The sequence below is a fragment of the Shinella sp. 1A1 genome (assembly GCF_055379515.1).
This window is the reverse complement of the sequence record NZ_AP039672.1, coordinates 25,151-43,699: the sequence shown is the minus strand read 5'-3', so window position 1 is coordinate 43,699 and position 18,549 is coordinate 25,151. Positions and strand designations below refer to the sequence as shown.

The 18,549-nt window shown below is 61.2% G+C and carries 16 protein-coding genes and 2 pseudogenes; 5 read left to right on the top strand and 13 right to left on the bottom strand.

Annotated features, from left to right (window positions below; all coding sequences use genetic code 11):
• The first annotated feature begins 25 nt into the window (after positions 1-25).
• Positions 26-1,045 carry a FecCD family ABC transporter permease gene (locus ACZ48C_RS16950; RefSeq protein ID WP_464783369.1) on the top strand — a complete coding sequence of 340 codons (1,020 nt, stop codon included), beginning with the start codon at positions 26-28 and terminating at the stop codon, positions 1,043-1,045.
• Positions 1,042-1,803: an ABC transporter ATP-binding protein gene (locus ACZ48C_RS16945; protein WP_464783368.1), complete on the top strand. Its 762-nt coding sequence runs from the start codon at positions 1,042-1,044 to the stop codon at positions 1,801-1,803. Before ACZ48C_RS16950 ends, ACZ48C_RS16945 begins: the two co-directional genes overlap by 4 nt.
• On the opposite strand, the pseudogene ACZ48C_RS16940 reads toward ACZ48C_RS16945, so the two are convergent.
• From ACZ48C_RS16940 to ACZ48C_RS16920, 5 genes and pseudogenes are all read right to left on the bottom strand, one after another.
• Positions 1,788-2,810, bottom strand: a pseudogene (locus ACZ48C_RS16940) (helix-hairpin-helix domain-containing protein); the annotation flags it as partial. The gene ACZ48C_RS16945 and the pseudogene ACZ48C_RS16940 sit on opposite strands and share 16 nt — an antisense overlap.
• A 200-nt stretch (positions 2,811-3,010) precedes the next feature.
• Positions 3,011-3,322 carry a cupin domain-containing protein gene (locus ACZ48C_RS16935; RefSeq protein ID WP_464783367.1) on the bottom strand — a complete coding sequence of 104 codons (312 nt, stop codon included), beginning with the start codon at positions 3,320-3,322 and terminating at the stop codon, positions 3,011-3,013.
• The gene (locus ACZ48C_RS16930) at positions 3,306-4,994 is read right to left on the bottom strand and encodes a choline dehydrogenase (RefSeq protein ID WP_464783366.1); all 1,689 of its coding nucleotides are present in this window, start codon (positions 4,992-4,994) and stop codon (positions 3,306-3,308) included. Before ACZ48C_RS16930 ends, ACZ48C_RS16935 begins: the two co-directional genes overlap by 17 nt.
• A gap of 67 nt (positions 4,995-5,061) precedes the next feature.
• On the bottom strand, positions 5,062-6,060 hold the full coding sequence (locus ACZ48C_RS16925; RefSeq protein ID WP_464783365.1) for a glycine betaine ABC transporter substrate-binding protein: 999 nt from the start codon (positions 6,058-6,060) through the stop codon (positions 5,062-5,064).
• Between the two features lie 132 nt (positions 6,061-6,192).
• Complete coding sequence (locus ACZ48C_RS16920; protein ID WP_464783364.1) at positions 6,193-7,125, bottom strand: NAD(P)-dependent oxidoreductase; 933 nt, start codon at positions 7,123-7,125, stop codon at positions 6,193-6,195.
• Positions 7,126-7,227: 102 nt separating this feature from the next.
• Here ACZ48C_RS16920 and ACZ48C_RS16915 point away from each other — a divergent pair, with 102 nt between their 5' ends.
• On the top strand, positions 7,228-8,085 hold the full coding sequence (locus tag ACZ48C_RS16915; protein WP_464783363.1) for a LysR family transcriptional regulator: 858 nt from the start codon (positions 7,228-7,230) through the stop codon (positions 8,083-8,085).
• A 57-nt stretch (positions 8,086-8,142) separates the two neighbouring features.
• Here ACZ48C_RS16915 and ACZ48C_RS16910 read toward each other — a convergent pair whose 3' ends face one another.
• Genes ACZ48C_RS16910 through ACZ48C_RS16890 form a run of 5 tightly spaced genes read right to left on the bottom strand, consistent with a single transcriptional unit; the run spans position 8,143 to position 12,486 of the window.
• The gene (locus ACZ48C_RS16910; protein WP_464783362.1) at positions 8,143-9,258 is read right to left on the bottom strand and encodes a M14 family metallopeptidase; all 1,116 of its coding nucleotides are present in this window, start codon (positions 9,256-9,258) and stop codon (positions 8,143-8,145) included.
• Complete coding sequence (locus ACZ48C_RS16905; RefSeq protein ID WP_464783361.1) at positions 9,248-10,348, bottom strand: hypothetical protein; 1,101 nt, start codon at positions 10,346-10,348, stop codon at positions 9,248-9,250. Before ACZ48C_RS16905 ends, ACZ48C_RS16910 begins: the two co-directional genes overlap by 11 nt.
• Before the next feature lie 12 nt (positions 10,349-10,360).
• Positions 10,361-11,014: an amino acid ABC transporter permease gene (locus tag ACZ48C_RS16900; protein WP_119254652.1), complete on the bottom strand. Its 654-nt coding sequence runs from the start codon at positions 11,012-11,014 to the stop codon at positions 10,361-10,363.
• Positions 11,014-11,670, bottom strand: a complete 657-nt coding sequence (locus tag ACZ48C_RS16895) for an amino acid ABC transporter permease (protein ID WP_464783360.1) — start codon at positions 11,668-11,670, stop codon at positions 11,014-11,016. Before ACZ48C_RS16895 ends, ACZ48C_RS16900 begins: the two co-directional genes overlap by 1 nt.
• Positions 11,671-11,685: 15 nt before the next feature.
• A complete protein-coding gene (locus ACZ48C_RS16890; RefSeq protein WP_119254650.1) occupies positions 11,686-12,486 on the bottom strand; it encodes a substrate-binding periplasmic protein in 801 nt (266 codons plus the stop codon).
• 163 nt (positions 12,487-12,649) lie between these two features.
• Between ACZ48C_RS16890 and ACZ48C_RS16885 the strand changes: the two genes are divergently transcribed.
• Complete coding sequence (locus ACZ48C_RS16885) at positions 12,650-13,552, top strand: LysR substrate-binding domain-containing protein (protein WP_464783359.1); 903 nt, start codon at positions 12,650-12,652, stop codon at positions 13,550-13,552.
• Here the strand turns inward: ACZ48C_RS16885 and ACZ48C_RS16880 are convergent.
• Positions 13,441-13,855, bottom strand: a pseudogene (locus ACZ48C_RS16880) (recombinase family protein); the annotation flags it as partial. The gene ACZ48C_RS16885 and the pseudogene ACZ48C_RS16880 sit on opposite strands and share 112 nt — an antisense overlap.
• Before the next feature lie 1,156 nt (positions 13,856-15,011).
• Here ACZ48C_RS16880 and ACZ48C_RS16875 point away from each other — a divergent pair.
• Positions 15,012-15,698, top strand: coding sequence for a response regulator (locus ACZ48C_RS16875; RefSeq protein ID WP_119254647.1), 687 nt, complete (start codon positions 15,012-15,014; stop codon positions 15,696-15,698).
• A gap of 17 nt (positions 15,699-15,715) precedes the next feature.
• Here the strand turns inward: ACZ48C_RS16875 and ACZ48C_RS16870 are convergent, their stop codons facing one another.
• Positions 15,716-17,152: a sensor histidine kinase gene (locus tag ACZ48C_RS16870; protein WP_162911185.1), complete on the bottom strand. Its 1,437-nt coding sequence runs from the start codon at positions 17,150-17,152 to the stop codon at positions 15,716-15,718.
• An 88-nt stretch (positions 17,153-17,240) separates the two neighbouring features.
• Positions 17,241-18,539 (bottom strand): HlyD family type I secretion periplasmic adaptor subunit, encoded by a 1,299-nt coding sequence (locus tag ACZ48C_RS16865; RefSeq protein WP_464783358.1) that lies wholly within the window; start codon positions 18,537-18,539, stop codon positions 17,241-17,243.
• Positions 18,540-18,549 lie beyond the last annotated feature (10 nt).

Below are 18,549 nucleotides of genomic sequence, written 5' to 3'. Positions count from 1 at the left end.
CGGCGAGTCCGAGGCGCCGAGCACCATGAGCCGGCTCATCCTGTCGGCTGCCTTGCTGCTGGCCGCGCTTGCCGCCATTGCCCTGGCCGTCGGCATCAGTACCGGGATTGGCGATCTGCCGATCCCGCTTTCCACGACGTTCTCCGCCTTGACCAACAAGCTGGGCTGGACGACGGTCGAGCTCAATCGCATTCATGAGGCGGTCATCTGGGACTATCGGCTGAGCCGCGCGCTGGTCGCGGTCTTCTGCGGCGCCGGATTGGCTCTGTCGGGCGCCATCATGCAGTCGCTGCTGCGCAATCCGCTTGCCGAACCTTACGTGCTCGGCATATCCGCAGGCGCCTCCACCGGCGCAGTCGCCATCGTCATTCTCGGCCTCGGCGCCGGAGCGGTGTCGTTGTCCGCCGGTGCCTTCGCAGGCGCCTTCGCCGCCTTCTTCTTCGTGGCCCTGCTTTCGAACGGCACGCGCGGCGGTGCTGACCGAACCATCCTTGCCGGCGTCGCGGCCTCGCAGCTGTTCAACGCCGCCACCTCCTATGTCGTCACCACGTCCGGCAATGCACAGCAGGCCCGCGACGTGATGTTCTGGCTGCTCGGCAGTTTCGGCGGCGTGCGCTGGCCGGAATTCGCACTGGTCTCGGTCGTCGTCGGCTTTGGACTGGTCGTCTGCCTTCTCTATGCCCGCGTCCTCGACGCTTTCGCCTTCGGCGACGAAGCTGCCGCTTCGCTCGGCGTCAATGTCGGCCGCGCGCGGATCATCCTCTTCGCGCTCACCGCCATGATGACTGCCACTATCGTCAGCATGGTGGGCACGATCGGTTTCGTCGGTCTCGTCGTCCCGCACGCCGCGCGCTTCTTCGTTGGCCCGCTGCATGTGCGACTGCTGCCGGTCTGCGCGGTGACCGGCGCGATCTTCATGGTGGTTGCGGATATCGCGTCGCGTGCGCTCATTCCGCAGCAGGTGCTGCCGATCGGCGTCGTCACCGCACTGGTCGGCGTGCCGTTCTTCTCCGTCATCCTCTATCGGTTCCAGCGAGCGTCATGAGCATCCAAGCCAACAGCCTGGTCTGGAAGATCGGGGCAAAGACCGTCATCGACGGCATCTCCTTCGCCGCAGAGCCCGGCAAAATGCTCGGCCTGCTGGGGCCAAATGGATCCGGCAAGACATCTCTGCTCCGCCTGCTCGCCGGCCTCAAGCGGCCGCTGTCCGGCCAGATCACGCTCGACGGCAAGAACATCGCCCAGATCGGACGCCGCCTGCTTGCGCAACGCGTCGCCTTCATCGAGCAGCATGCCACGACCAACGCAAATCTCCAGGTCGTCGACGTCGTCAAGCTCGGGCGCTTTCCGCATCACTCGATGTTTTCCGGCTGGTCTCCGGCGGATGACGCGGCCGTCACGAAAGCCCTCGAACGGACCGGCATGACGGCGAAGCGCAATGACCGTTGGCAAAGTCTTTCCGGCGGCGAGAAGCAGCGTACGCATCTCGCCCGCGCTTTAGCCCAATCGCCGAGGGAACTCATCCTAGACGAGCCGACCAACCATCTCGATGTTCATCATCAAATCAGCCTGATGCGGCTCGTCTCCGGCCTACCCATAACGAGCATAATTGCGCTTCACGATCTCAACCACGCCGCAATGTTCTGCGACCGGGTGATCGTTCTCGAGGCGGGAAAGATCGTCGCATCGGGAACACCTGAAGACGTGCTAACACGCGAGTTGCTATCCGATATTTTTTCGGTCGAGGCGCATGTGGAAGCCTCTCCGCATCATGGAAGGCCGCATATTCACTTCAGTCGATAGCGCGCGCCCTTAGCGGGCCGATACATTGTGAGGATAGGCGATGCACGCATCTTGTCGGAATCGCCGCAGTTCAAAGCCAGCGCGAGTTGGAGGCTCTCCGAGCTGGAGGCATGCTTCAGGCAATCGATCGTTTCGAGTTCTTGAACCAACTCGAACCTGGGATCCGGCGCTCCGTTTCCATGCGCAAATTCATCGCCGCGCCCGTGCGGAAGCGGAAATGGATCCCCCCGCTCACCAAGCTGACCCAGATCCTCCGATAGGTCGAACAGCCGCTGCGCGACAAGATGCACGACGTCGCCTTCTCGCTGGATTTTCCCATTGATCGCCAACATGGACGCTGACAGGACCAGCCGCCGCTGGCGCTCGAACACTTTCGGCCAGATCACGGCGTTGATGATCCCCGTTTCGTCTTCCAGCGTCATGAACATTACACCCTTCGCAGAACCTGGGCGCTGACGCACGAGCACGAGCCCGCCGCTCATCAGCCATTGGCCGTCCCGCTGCGCCATAGCTTCGGCGCATGTCACAATCCGTTTCCGGCGCAGATCCTCGCGCAAGAAGGAAACGGGGTGCTGGCGCAGCGTCAGGCCGGTATGGGAGTAATCCTCCACGACCTCGTGACCTGTCCTCATGGCAGGCAGCGAAACCTCGGGTTCCTGCACCTCGGAGACCTGCCTTGTCTCTCGTTCGGCGGCTGCGGTCCAGAGCGCCAGCGGCTCGTCGCGCAGGGCCTTGATCGCCCAAAGCGCGTCCCGGCGCTGGAGGCCCAAAGATGGACGGAACGCATCGGCTTCGGCCAGCTTGACGAGCGCGACCGTCGGCACACCGGATCGGCGCCAGAGATCGTCCGCCGTGGAGAACGGCTCGTCGGCCCGCGCCGCCACGATCCGGGCCGCATCTGCTGTCGAGAGACCCTTCACCATGCGCATGTCGAGGCGTACCACCTTCATGCCCTCGTCGCCGGCATCTTCCAGCGTGCAGTCCCATCGAGAAGCGTTGACGCATATCCTCGACATACCTCCGTCGATGAAATGCGAGCCTCGGTTGGGCTTTGAGCGTCAAACGTGTCTCCTCCTGACGCCCGTGGTCTGGGCGGTTCGCCAGATAGAAGAATAAAAGGGCCTGCCCTCGCGGGCAGGCAGGTTCCACTCTCGGGAACGGAGAGAGCGGGGGAGCTGGCAGCTCACGAGCATATGAGCGGCCGATATCATTCGGCCGATCCGCTCTCGTGATACCTGTAAAGGTTGGTTATCGGCTCGATGACGGTCCAGACGCCCTTGATATCGGGTTCGATGGTGACGAAGTCGTCCGTTTGAATGCCGAGCCTTGTGCCGTCGGCGAACGCGATCTCCGCACGCCCGTCCATGACGCAGAAGGACACGGCGCGACCGTAGTGAATTTCGAAGGGCTCACCGGCGGCGGCCTCCCATTTCGTCCAGGAGGCCACCTCCTCCTTGATCTCGGGTGTGGCGCATATCCGCTGAATATGCCCGGTTTTGACGTTACGATCCGACTGCATGGTCACGATGCTCCTCGGTCGTGGCTTTGTAGTAGGGAACCTCCAAGGCAGGTAGCGGCGCTCTGCCTCGAACAATGTCCGAGGCCTTTTCCGCGATCATGAAGGTGGTGGCGTTGATGTTGGCGCTCGGGATCGAGGGGATGACGGAGGCATCCACGATGCGCAGGCCCTCGGCGCCGATAAGGCGCAGATTGAGGTCGACGACGGAGCGAGGATCGTCCGCCCGGCCCATGCGGGCCGTGCCGCAGGGATGGAACGAGCTCGTCACGTCCCTGCGGATGAAGGCCTCCAGTTCCGCATCGGTCCTGCAATCCTCCCCGGGAGCGTCCTCACGCTTCCTGTAGTGCGCAAAGGCCGGCTGGGCCAGAATTTCGCGGCCGAGCTTCAGGCCCTGCAGCGTCTCCCGCCTGTCCCGCTCCGTGGCAAGGTAGTTCGGGTCGATCAGCGGCGCTTCGCGCGGGTCGGACGAACGCAGCCGCACCGATCCGCGGCTTTCCGGCCGCATCGGACCGACGCCGAGACGATAACCGCCGATACGCGGATCGGGGATCCAGTTCTCTCCGAAGAAGACCGGGAAGAAATGAATCTGAAGATTGGGATGGGTGACCGTTTCATCGCTGCGCATGAAGGCACCGACGTGACACTGGTTCACCGCGGCCACTCCGCCCTTATAGGCGAACCACTGGAGACCGGCCATGACCATCCTGTCGGGCCGGAGATACTGGTTGAGGCTGTATTTAAGCTCACATTCCACCTGGATATGCGTCTCGAAATGGTCCTGAAGGTTCTGGCCGAGCATCGGGACGTCGAGCACCGGCGCAATACCAAAACGCCGCAGATCGTCGGCGGGGCCGATGCCGGATAGCATCAGTATTTGCGGGCTGCCGAAGGCGCCCGAGCTCATGATGACCTCCTGCGCAGCGAAGACGTCGACCGTCTCCGATCCGCGGCGGACCTTCACACCGATTGCGCGATTGCCCTTGAATAAAACCTTGAGCACCTGACAGCCGGCTTGGGTGTGCAGGTTCTTCCGGGCGGGGCGGGAATGTAGGAATGCGTTCGAGGAGCTGGAACGAATACCGCGACCCACACTCATCTCGAAGCGGCCGACGCCCTCCTGCCGATAGCCGTTGAAGTCGGCGACTTCTTCATGGCCGGCCTGCTTGCCCGCCTCCAGGAAAGCCCGGTTCAATGCGCCGAGATCGTCCTGCCGCTTGACTGACACGACACCTTCGGAAGAACGGAATGGCCCCTCTGCCCCTTCCAGCCGTTCGAAGCGCTTGAAGTAGGGAAGGCAATCGGCAAATGACCAGCCGTCGCAACCGTCCTCGTCGCGCCAGTCGTCGAAGTCGCGCGGATTGCCGCGCAGAAACGTCATGCCGTTGATCGAAGACGAGCCGCCGAGAACGCGGCCGCGCGGCTGGTCGATCTCGCGGTTGTCGAGATGGCACTGTGACGTCGTCTTGAACCAGTAGTTATAGGTGCTGGTCGGCTTGAAGGCGGAGCGAAGGCCGGCGGGCATGCGCAGGATCCAGCTCCGGTCAGAAGGGCCAGCCTCGAGCAGCAGGACAGAGGCGTTTCCGTCTTCGCTCAGCCGGCTGGCGAGCGTGCAGCCCGCAGTACCCGCGCCCACGACGATGTAGTCATATCCTTCAGCACGAAACGTCCTCAAGGCAGGTCTCCAGATCAGGGGGAACAGAGGAAGGAGCGACACAGGCAGCGCTCCTCCCCGTCTTCAATCAGAGCGATGACTTCACCTTTTCCGCGACTTCAGGCGAAACCCACTTCGTCCAGATCTCTGGATGCTCGGTGAGGAAATGGCGTGCACCGTCTTCGCCGGTCGACTGGTTTTCCGTCATCCAGGCCATCAGCGCGTTGACGGTCTTGTTGTTCCAGCTACGCGCCTTCAGATATTCGATCACCGCCGGGTCGGTGCGTTCGATAAAGGACTTGGAACCGAGCGTGATCACGTTGTCCTTCGGAAAGGTGTTCGGCTTCGGGTCACCGCAGGTGTCGACCGAGGTGCAGCGTTTCCACTCGTCAGCATCGTGCTTCACGCCGAAATCCACCTGCACCATATCGTACATGCCGAGAAGCGAGGTCGGCTCCCAGTAGAAACCGAGCCAAGGCTCCTTGCGCTCATACGCCTTGGCCATGGAGCTATCGAGCGCCGCCGCCGACCCGGTGTCGATCACGTCGAAGCCCTTGCCCTTGACGTCAAGAGCCTTCGAGAGCTGGTTCGTCGCGATCGTGCCGCCCCAACCGGTCGGGCCATTGAAGATCGCGCCTCTGGAGGAATCCTCCGGCGACGGGAAAACCTCGGGATGCGCGAGAATTTCCTCGATCTTGTTGATGTTCGGGTTCTTGTCGAGCATGTAGCGCGGAATGAACCAGCCGGCCTGGCCGCCATCGGTCAACGACGGGACCAGCGCCACGACGCGGCCATCGGCAAGCGGCGCCTTCACCAGTTCAGGGAACAGGTCGACCCAGGCTTCCGGGATGATATCGGGCTTGCCCTTCTCGACCTGCGACGTGATGCCGGAGGCGGCGTCGACGACGATGATCTCCGAACTGCAACCGAAGCCTTCATCGAGAATGATCTTGTCCACATTGGAAAGCACTTCCGCACTCTGCCAGTTCATGCTGGCGATGCTGACATCGCCGCATTCCGCCATCGCGCCATGGGCGAGCAGGACGAGCGGCAAGGCGGTAGCTGCGGCGAAGAGATGTTTGTTCATGTTCCTCACTCCGTTGTCGATTGTTGTTATGCAGCGGCCGACGAGGCTTGCGCCCGACAGGTCGTTCAAACGCGGTGGCAGGCAATGGCCGCGGAATGTCTCCTGCCAGGCGAAAATCGTGGAGAAGCGGCGCTATTCCGCCGCTGCCTGATGGGTCACGAGCCAGGGGGCGATCCAGTCGCCATCGACGCGGAGTTCGACACCAGCGTCGTCCTCGACGACCTTGCAGACGGTCATCTCGCCGGCATCCGGCCCATAACGCTCACCGGCCTCGCGGAAGCGCGCATGGCAGGCATCGAGCAAGTCGGACCGCGTGCCGGTTTCGTCCATCAGCTCCTTGATGAGGCCGAGATCCTTGAGGCAGAGCTTCAGCGGGAACGACGGGTCGTAGTGACCGGCGAAGATCGAGGGGACGTCGTGCTGCATGACAAAGCTGTCGGCAGCGCCGCCCTTCATCACCGCCCACCAGACATCCGGCTCCAGACCGGCCTTCTTCGCGCAGACCATGGCCTCGCCGATTGCCGCGGCGTGGACCTTCCAGAGCTGATTGTTCACGAGCTTGGCGACATAGCCGTTGCCGTACTGGCCGACCTTCCTCAATTCGCCCATCGCTTCGATGACCGGGCGTGCGGTCTCCACATCTGCATCCTCGCCGCCGACGAACATCGGCATGTCGCCGCGGATCGCCGCATCGACGGAACCCGTGACAGGCGCATCGACCGGACGGCCGCCGGCGGCCAAGAAAGGCTTGATCAGGTCGCGCATGAAGCGCGGCGAGGACGTCGTCATGTCGATCCAGAACTTGCCCCGGCAGTCGCCGCGCAAGAGCCCCTCCGGACCATTGAGAACCGCGTCGAGATGCGCAGGGCCGAAGACCATCGAGACGACGCAATCCACAAGACCGATCATCTCGCGCGGGCTATCCACCCACGTCGCGCCCATGGCCAGATGGTCCCTGGCCGCTTCAGGACGCAGGTCAAAAACGTAGGTCTCGAAGCCAGCCCGTATAACGTTCTTTGCGGCATTGCCGCCCATTGTCCCAAGCCCGATGAAGCCGACTTTCATGCGATCCCCTCCAAATTGCCCTGTGTAGGAATGGAGACTAGACCGCTGGCTTTTCATTGGTAAAATGAGAAGTCCCTATAGGTACGATTGGAAATATTAATCGTGATCGATCTCGACATGCGTCTGCTGCGATCCTTCGTGTCGGTCGCGACGGAGCGGAACTTCTCCCGCGCTGCCGAGCGGCTCAACTGCTCGCAGGCGACAGTATCGCTGCGGATCAAGAACCTCGAGGAAATCCTCGGCCGGCCTCTGTTCAATCGCAGCTATCACCTGGTCGAGCTTAGCGGTGCAGGAAAGGAGTTGCTGCCGCAAGCACAGATCATGCTCGATCATCACGACGCCTTGATCGACAAGATGCGCAGCGGAAACGTGGCCGGAACGGTCAATCTCGGCATCGCGGAGGACTACGGCGAACCCTTCCTCTCCCGCCTGATGCGTGTTGTCGACAGGTCGTTTCCCGGTATCGAGTTGAACGTCATCTGCCAGATGAGCATCCGGCTGCAGAAGCTCCTAGAGTCCCGTAAGCTGGATCTCGCCATCGTCACGCTGCCGAACCAGAAAAGCCATTCGACGCTGCTCAGCCGGCCCAAGCTGGTCTGGGTCGCCGCCGGCGACTACGTCGTCGATCGGAAGAAGCCGTGGCCGATGGCCTTCTATGCCGAAGGATGCGCATTCCGGGCCGCCGCGGTTGCCGCACTGAAGGAACACGGCCACGCCTATCGCGAGGTTCTCACCACAGCATCTGGCGAGGTCATTAAAAGCGCGATCAGTTCGGGAACCGCCATCACGGTGATGGCGGAGGGGACCGTACCGCCGGCCTTCTCGATCCTCCCGGCAAAATCAGGCCTTCCGGATCTCCCGCACAGCTGCATCCAACTGGTCGAGCGGGAAGACGGCCTGTCGCGGGCCGCCCTTCAGGTCAAGAATTCGATCATGAAGCTTCTTGGACGTGGCGGCTAACTAAATCGGCTCTTGAAGAGATTCGAACCAGCGGCCACTTCGTTCAATGGCATATCCTCAATCACGCAAGAGCACTCTTTCCGCAGAACGTTTCCTCTCCGAGCCCGCTATCTTTACGACGGTCATTCCGGCTTGAATCACTCGCTGATGCCATCGCGCGAATACGATGCCTTCCATTTCTGTGACAACATCCTGCCAACATTGGCCCGGGTCAGGTTCGAACGGATCGTAGAGCCTTGCAACCACGTCGCCGACGTCGACTTTTGCTCCGAGTGGCTTCAGGGGAATGACCACACCCGTGATCGCGCTTATTGCCGCCTCGACCGCATCCAACGTAGTGACGAAGGCGGTTGCATCCGCGGAAGCTTGGGTGGCGCCCATTGATGCGCCCGACTGAAGGAGGAAATCGCACAACGCCCGACTGTCCGTAGCCGCAAGTTCCGGTGTGACATCGGAAAGTCCGCGTAGCTCTAGCGTGCAGGCGGCCGTTCGGAATCCGGACCGGCCAGCGCCTTCGCCGAGATGTGCGTTGATGGTGTCCCACGCCTCACCATGCACTTCGTCGAACGGACGGTCCGCCGACTTATTCGCGAGAATGACGACGGGAACATGTAACCTCTGCGCGAGTGGCCGGAATAGCGGCCAGGAAATCTCGGACGTATAGAGATGAAGCAGGGCTTCCATGTCGGCGTGGACATCGACAATCATGTCGGATCCCCAGGCCAATTCCATCAAGCCCGCTTGCAGGCGTTCGACGGGCGTGCCGACACGCGTAAGACTGCCGAGAATTTCCGCGCCGATACGCAGCGCCTCCTTGATTGTCTGCCTGTCCGGGCCAAGCCGCTTCAGCTGCTCGACCACCCAATCCCCCACCTGCGGGAAGGCGCGGTTGAAATTTCGACCATCGAGCGAAAAGCGGCCAAGATGGCGCCCGAGGACGAACTGCTTTGCCCCAAGAGGATTGCAATGCGGCACGACAATGATCTCGCCGCAAACCTCACCGGCAGCGTCTGCCTTCTCGAGCAGGCCGACCAGGTCGACGAGTGCCATTGTCGCCGAGACTTCATCGGCATGAAGGGCACCCTGCAGATAGACTTTCGGCCGGGCGCCGGGGGTGCCGAAACGATGAACGACGATCTCCTCTCCCGCCACGTGAATCCGTTCAGCGATCATGCGACATCACGCCAAGCATGCTGATCGAGATCCGCGCCCCCGAAACCGCCAAACCTTCGACAGGCAGGCCGGTCGACGCCGGACCTGGTTTCGCGTAGTAGCCGTTGCGGACCGACATGTTGTCATGAAGTTCGTCGGCCGAGCTGCCGGCAACGTAATAGGTGGTCGCCTTCCGTACGTCCCGGAAACTCACCCCAGCCTCGGCAAACAACGCCTCGACCGCTTTCATGATGGTTGCTGTCTGCTCGACAAGGCCGCGATTGGGCGAGGCGTCGAGCGCCGTCAGATGGAAATGCCCACCCGCCGCGCGCAACGACATCGACAAATGATCCGTGTCGGGGACATTCACCTGTGGCCAACCGCCTGCGACCGCAGCCTTGGCAAATGTTAGTTCCGCCACGATCTCTGCCTCAGCATCGGAGACCCGCACAGCATTTTGTGCCACGCGATCGTCATCCCCAGATAAGACCCTGTCGGGGAGTTCGCAGCCGACCGGAAGAAACCACTGCTCCGCAAGCAGGTTTTCACATGAAAGATCTGCGCGGACGAGTAGCCGTTTCAACCGGGAACCGATGTCCTTGAAAACAGATCGCGGAGACGAAACAGTCGCCCAAACGAACGGACCTGCATCCGATACCTCCAGCGTCAACCCAGTTTCTCCATCGACAAAGGAGGTGCCTTCCGCCTTCTCATCCGAGGCAAACACGTCGACCTCGATCAGCATCCCATCGTAGTAGAAATGCGGGATGGCCACCGGCACGACCTGAACAGATTGGCCGAATTCGCGGCGGAACAAGTCCTTCAGGCGCGCAGCATCGCCCGGCGCGGTCTTTACATAGTAGACGACGAGGCGGCCGATGCCGGAGGTTTGGCCATGCATCTCACCCAGGAAGCGGCGGATAAAGCCTGTAACAGCATCCGCCTGACGCAGGAGATCGCCGGGATGCAGGACGTTCCCCAGGCTGTCTAGCGGGCATTGACCGCATGACCAGAGAGTCGCGCCCTCCCTGACGAACAAGGAGTACGGGTGATCAATCCGCATTTTCCAGACGGCGTCGAACGGCAGGTAAGCTGTAGCGGTTGAGTTCATGATGGCAACTTTTCAATGACTGGAACCGCGGGCGTTGAGGCGGCGCGCCATCACGCTGAGCGGGAAGATGAGAAGAAAGAAGAGGATCGCGACGCCCGTCAGCGGCTCGAGATAGCGGAACGACGCCGAGCCGCTGAGATAGGCGACATAGGCAACCTCCCCAACCCCGATGCCGGCGAGCAGCGTCGTCGCCTTGAGAAGATCGGTGAAGTAGTTGACCACGGCCGGCAGCATCTTGCGCATGGCCTGGGGCGCGATGACGCGGAACCAGATCACCGGTCGCGGGATGGCGAGCGACCGGGCGGCCTCCCATTGCCCCCGGTCGACGGCGAGGATGCCGCCGCGCACGATCTCCGCCATATAGCCGCCACCGATCAGGCCGAGCGCCAGCACCCCGCAGGTCAGACCGGAGAGGTTGGCGCCCAGCAGGATGGGCAGGCAGTAGTAGGCCCAGAAGATCGCGATCATCTCCGGCGTGGCCCGGGCGACGTGCAGAAACCCCAACGCGCCCTTCGACATTGAGCGCCGCGGGGACAGGGTCGCGGCTCCCAGCAGCGTACCCAGGCCCGTCGCAAGCAAAAAGGCAGCGATGGTGACGAGCACCGTCGTGACAAGGCCCTGGAGAAGGGCCGGGAAAGCCGAAACGACGATTTGATAGTCGAACATTACCGGTGCCTCCAACGATTGAGCCGCACTTCCAGCCTGTGGAGACCACCCGCTAACGCGAGCCCGGAGCCGATGTAGATCAGGGCGGCGAGGGAGTAGAAAAGAATAGGATCGGCCGTGTAGTCGCTGATGCGCGACGTCGTGCGCATCAATTCTGGCACGGCCAGGATCGAGAGGATCGCCGTCGCCTTGAGGAGGCTGATCAGCGTGTTGCCGATCGCCGGCATAGTCATGGCGAGCGCCTGCGGGATGATGATCAGCCGCCACCGCTGGAGTGGATTGAGGCCGAGCGCCAGCGCCGCCTCATGCTGCCCCCTCGCCACGGAATTGAAACCGGCGCGGTAGACTTCTGCCATATAGGCAGTCATCACGATCACCAGCGCAATTGCTCCGGTCTGCTGTGCCGTGGTGTTGAACCCCGTTAGTGCGGGCAGGGCAAAATGGAGCCAGAACAACTGCACCAGCAGCGGTGTATTGCGGAAGAATTCCACAAAGGCGACGCTCGGAAGGCGGATGATGGCGGAGGAACTGCCCAGGGCCAAGGCCACAGGCATCCCCAAAACCATCGATCCGATGGCTCCGAGTACAAAGTAGAACAACGTCAGGACAAATCCCTGCGTCAGCGCGGGAATGTACGGAGCGAGCAAATCGAACATCGCGTGCGAGACCGCTTACTCGATGCCGTACCACTTCAGTTTCGTCTGTGAGATGAAACCGGTCGTGTTAGTGTATGCGATCCAGGTGTTGAGGAAAGCGTGGAAGTGATAGTCGCCCGGCCGTACCGCGTAGGAATAGCCCGTCGCCTCGATGGGCGCATCCGCTCCCAGCACCTTGACCTTGGCGTTCGGGTTGGCCTTCATGAACAGGGCATTCTGCAAGAGATCACTGAGATGGGCGCTGGCACGACCGGCGGCGACTTCAAGCTGCCCAGCGACAGCGTTGTCCGAAACGATCACCTTTTTTTGCGCTTCGGGCAGAAGACGATCGCTCTGCGCAACCGCGGCCATGCCTGCGATACTGACAGCTGAGTATTTCGGATCGTTCAACTGCTTCCAGTCGGTCACGTCCACATCGGCGCCGACCAGCCATGTATTACCGGTGGTCATGTAGCTGTCGGTGAAATCGACCGTGACGGCACGCGCCGGAGTCCGGAACATATCCACCATGGCGATGTCGAACTGCTTCTGGACCAGCGAGGGGATGATCGTCGACCAGGTCGTATCGACAATCTCGAGCTTCACCTCGAGAACCTCGGCGAGGTTTTTCGCCATATCGACGTTGAATCCTTCCCACTCACCGGTGACCGGGTTCTTCTGCTGTGCAGGCACGGAGTCCGCCATGCCGACCTTCAGCACACCTGCCTCCTTGATCTGCGCGACCGTATCGACCGCCTCCTGCGCCTTCGCAGCGGGCGCCAGCAGCGTGGTGAGCGTCAGCAGCGTGGAAGCCACCATGATCTTCAGTCTGTTCATGTCCGTCCCCTTTTTTCTCGTGCGGCGTATTCAGCGCGCCGAACAAGAGCTTGCGGTCAAATGCCGATTGGGAGAACGACGAAAAGTCTGATAGTCCTTATACGATGAGGTTATAAGAGGCAGCGTCGAAAGACACGAGATTTCCGCGCCATTTAGGATTTGCATGAGCGATCTGAGGAAGACCGTCGGGACACTTGATAACCTTGTGGCATTCGAAGCGGCTGCCCGGCACGGCAATTTCAGCCGCGCCGCGCGCGAATTGCTCGTCGCCCAGCCGGCGGTCAGCCGGCGCATCCAGCAACTCGAACAGGCGCTGGGAACCGACTTGTTCGAACGGCAGGGAACGCGAATCCGGCTCACCGCCGCCGGGCAGCAATTCCAGAATGCAGTCGCGACCGCGTTTCGCAGTATCGAACATGCGGCAAAGGCGCTGCCGCGGGAGGACGACGGCGTCGTCTCGCTCCGCGTCAACGTCGCGGCCGCCTCGCTTTGGCTGATGCCGGCGTTAGGCGCCTTCTATGCACGTTTTCCCGATATCCGCCTACATCTCGTTTGCATTGATGAACTGCCAGAATTCAGCAACAACGATTTCGATCTCGAAATTCGCTTTGGAACCGGCTCGTGGCCGAATGTCGAGAGCTATCCACTTTTGGAAGAACGGGTTTATCCCGTCGCGTCGAGAGACTTCGTCGCCGCCCACGCCATTCAGGGACCCGATTGCCTCAGCCGTGTGCCCTTGCTGCAGCTCGAAAACTATACCAGCCCCCTGATGGACTGGAATACGTGGCTGGAATCGGGAGGGAGCCCGATCATCCGGAGGCTAACGACCTATGCCATGGTGCTGGAAGCCGCACGTTTCGGGCACGGCGTCGCACTGGGCTGGCACCCCTATGTCCGCCAGGCTGTGGAGAAGGGCGACCTGGTAAAACTCCCGATCGACGAGAGGACGAGCAGCTACCGTGAGTTTCTCGTGGCAAAATCCGCCCCGCGGCGACGCTTCTCCGTTGAGCAGACGAAAGACTGGATCATCGAACTTGCTCGGTTGAGCGGGCAGGATACGCGGTAGACCTGCATGCGGGAGCACGATGCTCTCTCAGCAATCACCGAGGCGCCCAGATTTTCACGATTGAGTTCTTCAACCAATGCCCGATCGATACGCTGGCGACTGCCTTTGTAGGCGCCAGCGGATTTGGTTCGCTCGATTCCCTCCCTCTGCCCTCCTTTATGAAGCGGCGCTCCATTTGGGCGACCATGCCAAGGACCGTCAGAAGATGTGCCCCACCTCCCCTCGGGTGGACACATGAGGATCGAGCGCCGTCACGAATGCGCCTCGCTCCTGACACCCATGCACGATGTTCAGGACATCACGTGCGCACCACCTTCGCCTATGCCTTTCAGGGCATGCTGGGCCAGGACGCACTCTGGTGGAGCTTCCGCGCCGGGTCGAGTACGTCGCTGTTCCTGGCCATGGCTTATTATCGGTTGGGTTATCGCATTCCGGCGGATCGTATCTCCCCGGCGAGATTGGCGCGCTCTCGCTGCATGCCAAAGCCGGTGTCGGGCGCCAGGCCGGCAGCCGGCCTATCGGTCATGCGCAGGCTACGCCAGTGGACAGTCGCGAGTAGATTTTGGTGAGCGATTTCCCCGCGTTACCTAGATTGGCTTACACATTCTATAAGGGATTCAAATTTCGCATATTGCTCATGGAAGACGGCTCCGTCCTGCGTTGCTCTGGCACCCACCCCAACGTCCGACACAGATTCTCGCCGGCCCCTATGGCGTCGCGCTGAGTCAAAAACAGGCCCTCCAGATAGGGCGACGCCCTCCCTGAATTCCACAAGAACGCTTTTCTTTAGAACATCGTAGATAATGTACATGGCGTTCTCATATTTCATCGCAGTCACCTCTTCCAACCGGCTACCCCCACCAAGTGGCGATCCGGTCGAAAGCGTCGTTAACCCGAACTGTAGAGGTTAGCGGCATGAAGCCGATCGGTTTTCCAATGGTTCCGGTCCCCGACGCGGGCTAGTCATTTGGGAATGTCTTCTAGCGATGACGTGTTCCAAGCTCACGAGCTATCGGCAGTGAGAAACATGCATGACGAGATCACCTCCGCCGTTGGTTCAGTCGCGATCCATCTGCACGGACGCATTCGCAAGATATATGCTGGAGACTCACATCGCCGGCGAGGTCGACAAGCACCGATCAGAGTTCGAGAGCTACGCGGAGCGCTATTTCTCGCGAGATTCATGAAACCGGGCCGGCGGCCGATGCAACGCTCGATGGAGCCTCGGGTACCGCGTTTTTTGAAGCGCGGAGCCCGCGTCCGAGCAAACTGGAGCGCAACATTGTCGAGACGAGCAGCATCACCCGAGGGGTCAGCGCTCCGGACGGCCTGAAGAACGGACGAGGCGGGGATGTAGGAGCCACTACCATGACTTTAATTTACCATGTGTTAACTTATCGGTTTACGTCAATCTGCACTGAAGGTACAATTTATACCTGCAAAAAGGGGAGCTTCATGTATGGCAGTCGTCTCCATAGCATTTGTCGATGATCACCCGGTGCTGCTAGGCGGCTTGGCACATATCTTTTCCGACATGCCGGGCTTCAAGGTGATTGGCACGGGGCGTTGTGCATCCGATGTCGTCGAAGTCTCGGCAACAATGCATCCCGATATACTGCTGCTCGACCTGAACATGCCGGGGGACGTCTTTGCGGCGATCCATCATAGCCGCGAAGTCGCGCCTCAAACCAAGGTCATCGTCTTCACCGCCTCCGCCGGCATCGATCATGCGGTGAAGGCCTTCGAGGCCGGGGCCATCGGCTATGTGCTGAAGGGCAGCACGGACGAAGAATTGATGCAGGCGATCGAAACAGTGCTCGCTGGCGAGACGTTTATCACGCCGAGCTTTGCCAGTAAGGTGATTTCGGCGCTTCGCGCGTCGGCGATGCCCCGGCCGCCGTCGCAGGCAGTCAGGTTGAGCGTGCGCGAAGATCAGATCGTCCGGCTCCTCCTGCTCGGCAGAACAAACAAGGAGATTGCCCACCGTCTCCAAATAAGCGAGAAAACGGTGAAACATTACATGACGCTCCTGATGCAGAAGTTGCATGCCCGCAACCGGGTAGAGGTCGTGCTCGCAGCGCAAGAACTTGGCGGTTTCGCCGCCGAAAAGGCGAGCAGTCAGAAGGGCAACGGTTTCCTCAATTGAAGGTATTCCGAGGCCGTTCACAGCACGGGAACGTTCCTAAAGCCAGCTTTGATCAGAGCCAGCTTGCTGATGGGCAATTCGACATCGACCACCGTACCGCCGGCGTCCGATCGAATGACGAGCGTGCCGCTGAAGGTTTCGACGCGGCTCTGGATGCCGCGGAGGCCAAGCCTGGACCCGTCGCCGGCAGGTGACCTGCACTCCGATGCAAGACCACCGCTATCCGATATCTGCAATCCGATATTTGCGCCTCTCAGTTCAGCGCGAACGCGCTGCCCGGCGCCGCCAGCATGCTTGAACGCGTTACTCAACGATTCCTGGACGATGCGATAGATGCAGATCTTCAAGGCGCCTGTGACATGCTCCGGGAGATCGCCGAACACGACGTCGACCCGGGTGCCAGTCAAATTCTCATGGCGCTCGGCGGCGAGCCTGATGGCCTCTCCTACCCCAAGATCACCGATCTCCGGCAACACCAGCCCCGCCGACAGAACGCGCAGTTCATGGATGACACCGGCCGTCAGTTCCTCGATGACTGCGGCATTGGCGGCATTTTCCCTTGCCGATCCGTCTTTGCGGAGCCTACCGAGCCGAAGCATCAACAGGCTCAGAATCTGTATCGGACCATCGTGGAGGTCGAGGCCTATGCGCCCGATCAGCTCTTCATTGGCCGCATTGGCGTCCAGTCTGGCACGCTCGGCCTGCAAGCGAAGATCCTCGTTCGTTGCCGCCAGCTGTTGCGAATCCCGGAAGCGTGCCTGGAGCTCTGCCCGCTGGGACGATATCAGCCGACTCCCACGGCGCACGATGAGATAGAGCACCGCGAGCATGACCAGGGTGGTGAAGCACACGACAATCCACGTCCGCATCACACTGAGCTCGAGCTGCGCGGCGAGAATCTCGGCATTCTCGTAGATCTCGCCGACGGCGATTACCTCTCCGGTCGTATTGCGATGCAAGGGTGCATAGACTTCGATCGTGGGCAGACCGAGCTGTCGCTCGTGAGCGCTTTCGCCACTCGTCATGTCATCGAACTCGGCGATGATTTCACCGCTTGCTGCCTTGGTGACGTCCGTCGAGGTGTATTTCTGACCGATTAGGTCCTTCGGCTTGTTGACGTAGATCACCGTACCGTCGAGCTGCCAGATTTTGACGGAAATGATGCTTCTTCGGATGGGCTGATCATCGAAAAGCAGGGCATCAAGCGCCTTGTGGCTCCCGGCCGGCAACCGGCCGTCCGGGCCGATATCCTGAATCAGTGGTTCGACAAAGGCATCGAGAAAGGCGGCCCCGGCCGAACCGGATACCGCGAGGATGCTTCGCGTGACCTGCCGGTTGATCCAGGTCCCGAGCACGGCCATCGACAGGCACAAAACCACGGCCGCCGCCGCCAGAAACTGGCCCGACAGGCTCAAGCCCGAAAACCAGCCGTTCCCTCTCTCGTGCTCCTCCATGACAGATGGCATCCGTTCCCGTTTCCCCTCGGCAGGATACACGCGAAGCGGCAAACGCCAATAGCCTTACCACCAGCGATCGGATGGGTCAGCGCTCCCGGAACGCCTTGCTGAACTGATCGACAATCGGCTTGACGAGATAGGACAGAGCGGTTCGTTCGCTGGTCGTGACATAGACTTCCACCGGCATGCCGGGAATGAGCCGGCTCTGGCCAATCTTGGCCAGTTCTCCTTCTTTGATCTCAACATCACCCTTGTAGTAGAGTTGTCCGCTGGCGGCATCGCGCGTGGTAGCGGGCGAGACGTGGGATACCAAGCCGAAAAGCTCTGGGGTCGTGCGCTGGTTCAGCGCAGTAAGGCGCAGCCGTGCCGAACTGCCGGGCTCGACCTGATCGATGGCCGTTGGTTGCAACATGACCTCGACCTTCAGCCGCGCATTCGTGGGAACGATGGTCACCAGAACTTCGGCGGGCGTGATGACGCCGCCGATCGTGTGGATGTTGAGCTCGTTGATCGTGCCGGAAAGCGGCGCGCGTATTTCGGTGCGCGAAAGGCGGTCGGAGATCGCCATTTGCCTGTCCTGGAGCTCGGACAGCTTGGTCTCGACAGCCGTCAGCTCGCGCTGCGCTTCCGTCCGGGCGGTCTCGTCGATGGCGATGATCTGCAGACGTATCTCGTTCACCTTGCTGCGCGCACGGGCAATGGCAGCGTCGATCTCACCCTGCTCGCCCTGGAGCCGAGCGAAATCCCGGTTCGCCGAATAAAGCGGCGCGCGCTCGATCAGTTGCTGGCGGGCAAGCTTTTCGAGCTTTGCTCGCTGCTCCTCCACCAGGGCGATCTCATCGGACTTGGAGCTGCGCTGGGCTTCCAGCCCGACGATCTCCTTCGCGACTTGGACAGTGCCCAACTCGAGCTGCTGCTTGCGGCTTTCCCGGTTGAGGCGATTGCCCTCGAACAGCCGCCTCTCGCCGGAGACAAGCAGGCGTCTTTCCGCATGGCCGAGATCGAGACCGCCGGGAAACTCGATTTCCGCCAGGAGATCGCGCTCTGCCAGAAGGCGGGTCCTGCGGACGGTCAGCTCGAGCAATTGCGCCCTGACGATGGACAGTTCGGCCCGGGTCTGTGCGTCATCGAGGCGAAGCAGGACCTGCCCCTCCTTCACGAGATCGCCCTCGCGCACGGCGATCTCGCTGACGATGCCGCCGTCGCGATGCTGGATGGCCTTGATCTGCTGGTCCACGGCGATCTGGCCCTGCGCGATGACCGCGCCGGACAGTTGCATCGTCGCAGCCCAGCCTCCCGCACCGGCAACCAGCAGGAAGCCGAGGGTGGTGCCGGCCAGAATCCGGGGACCGATGCGAAAGGGATTGCTGGTTTCCTTGCTCATTGAAGCCTCC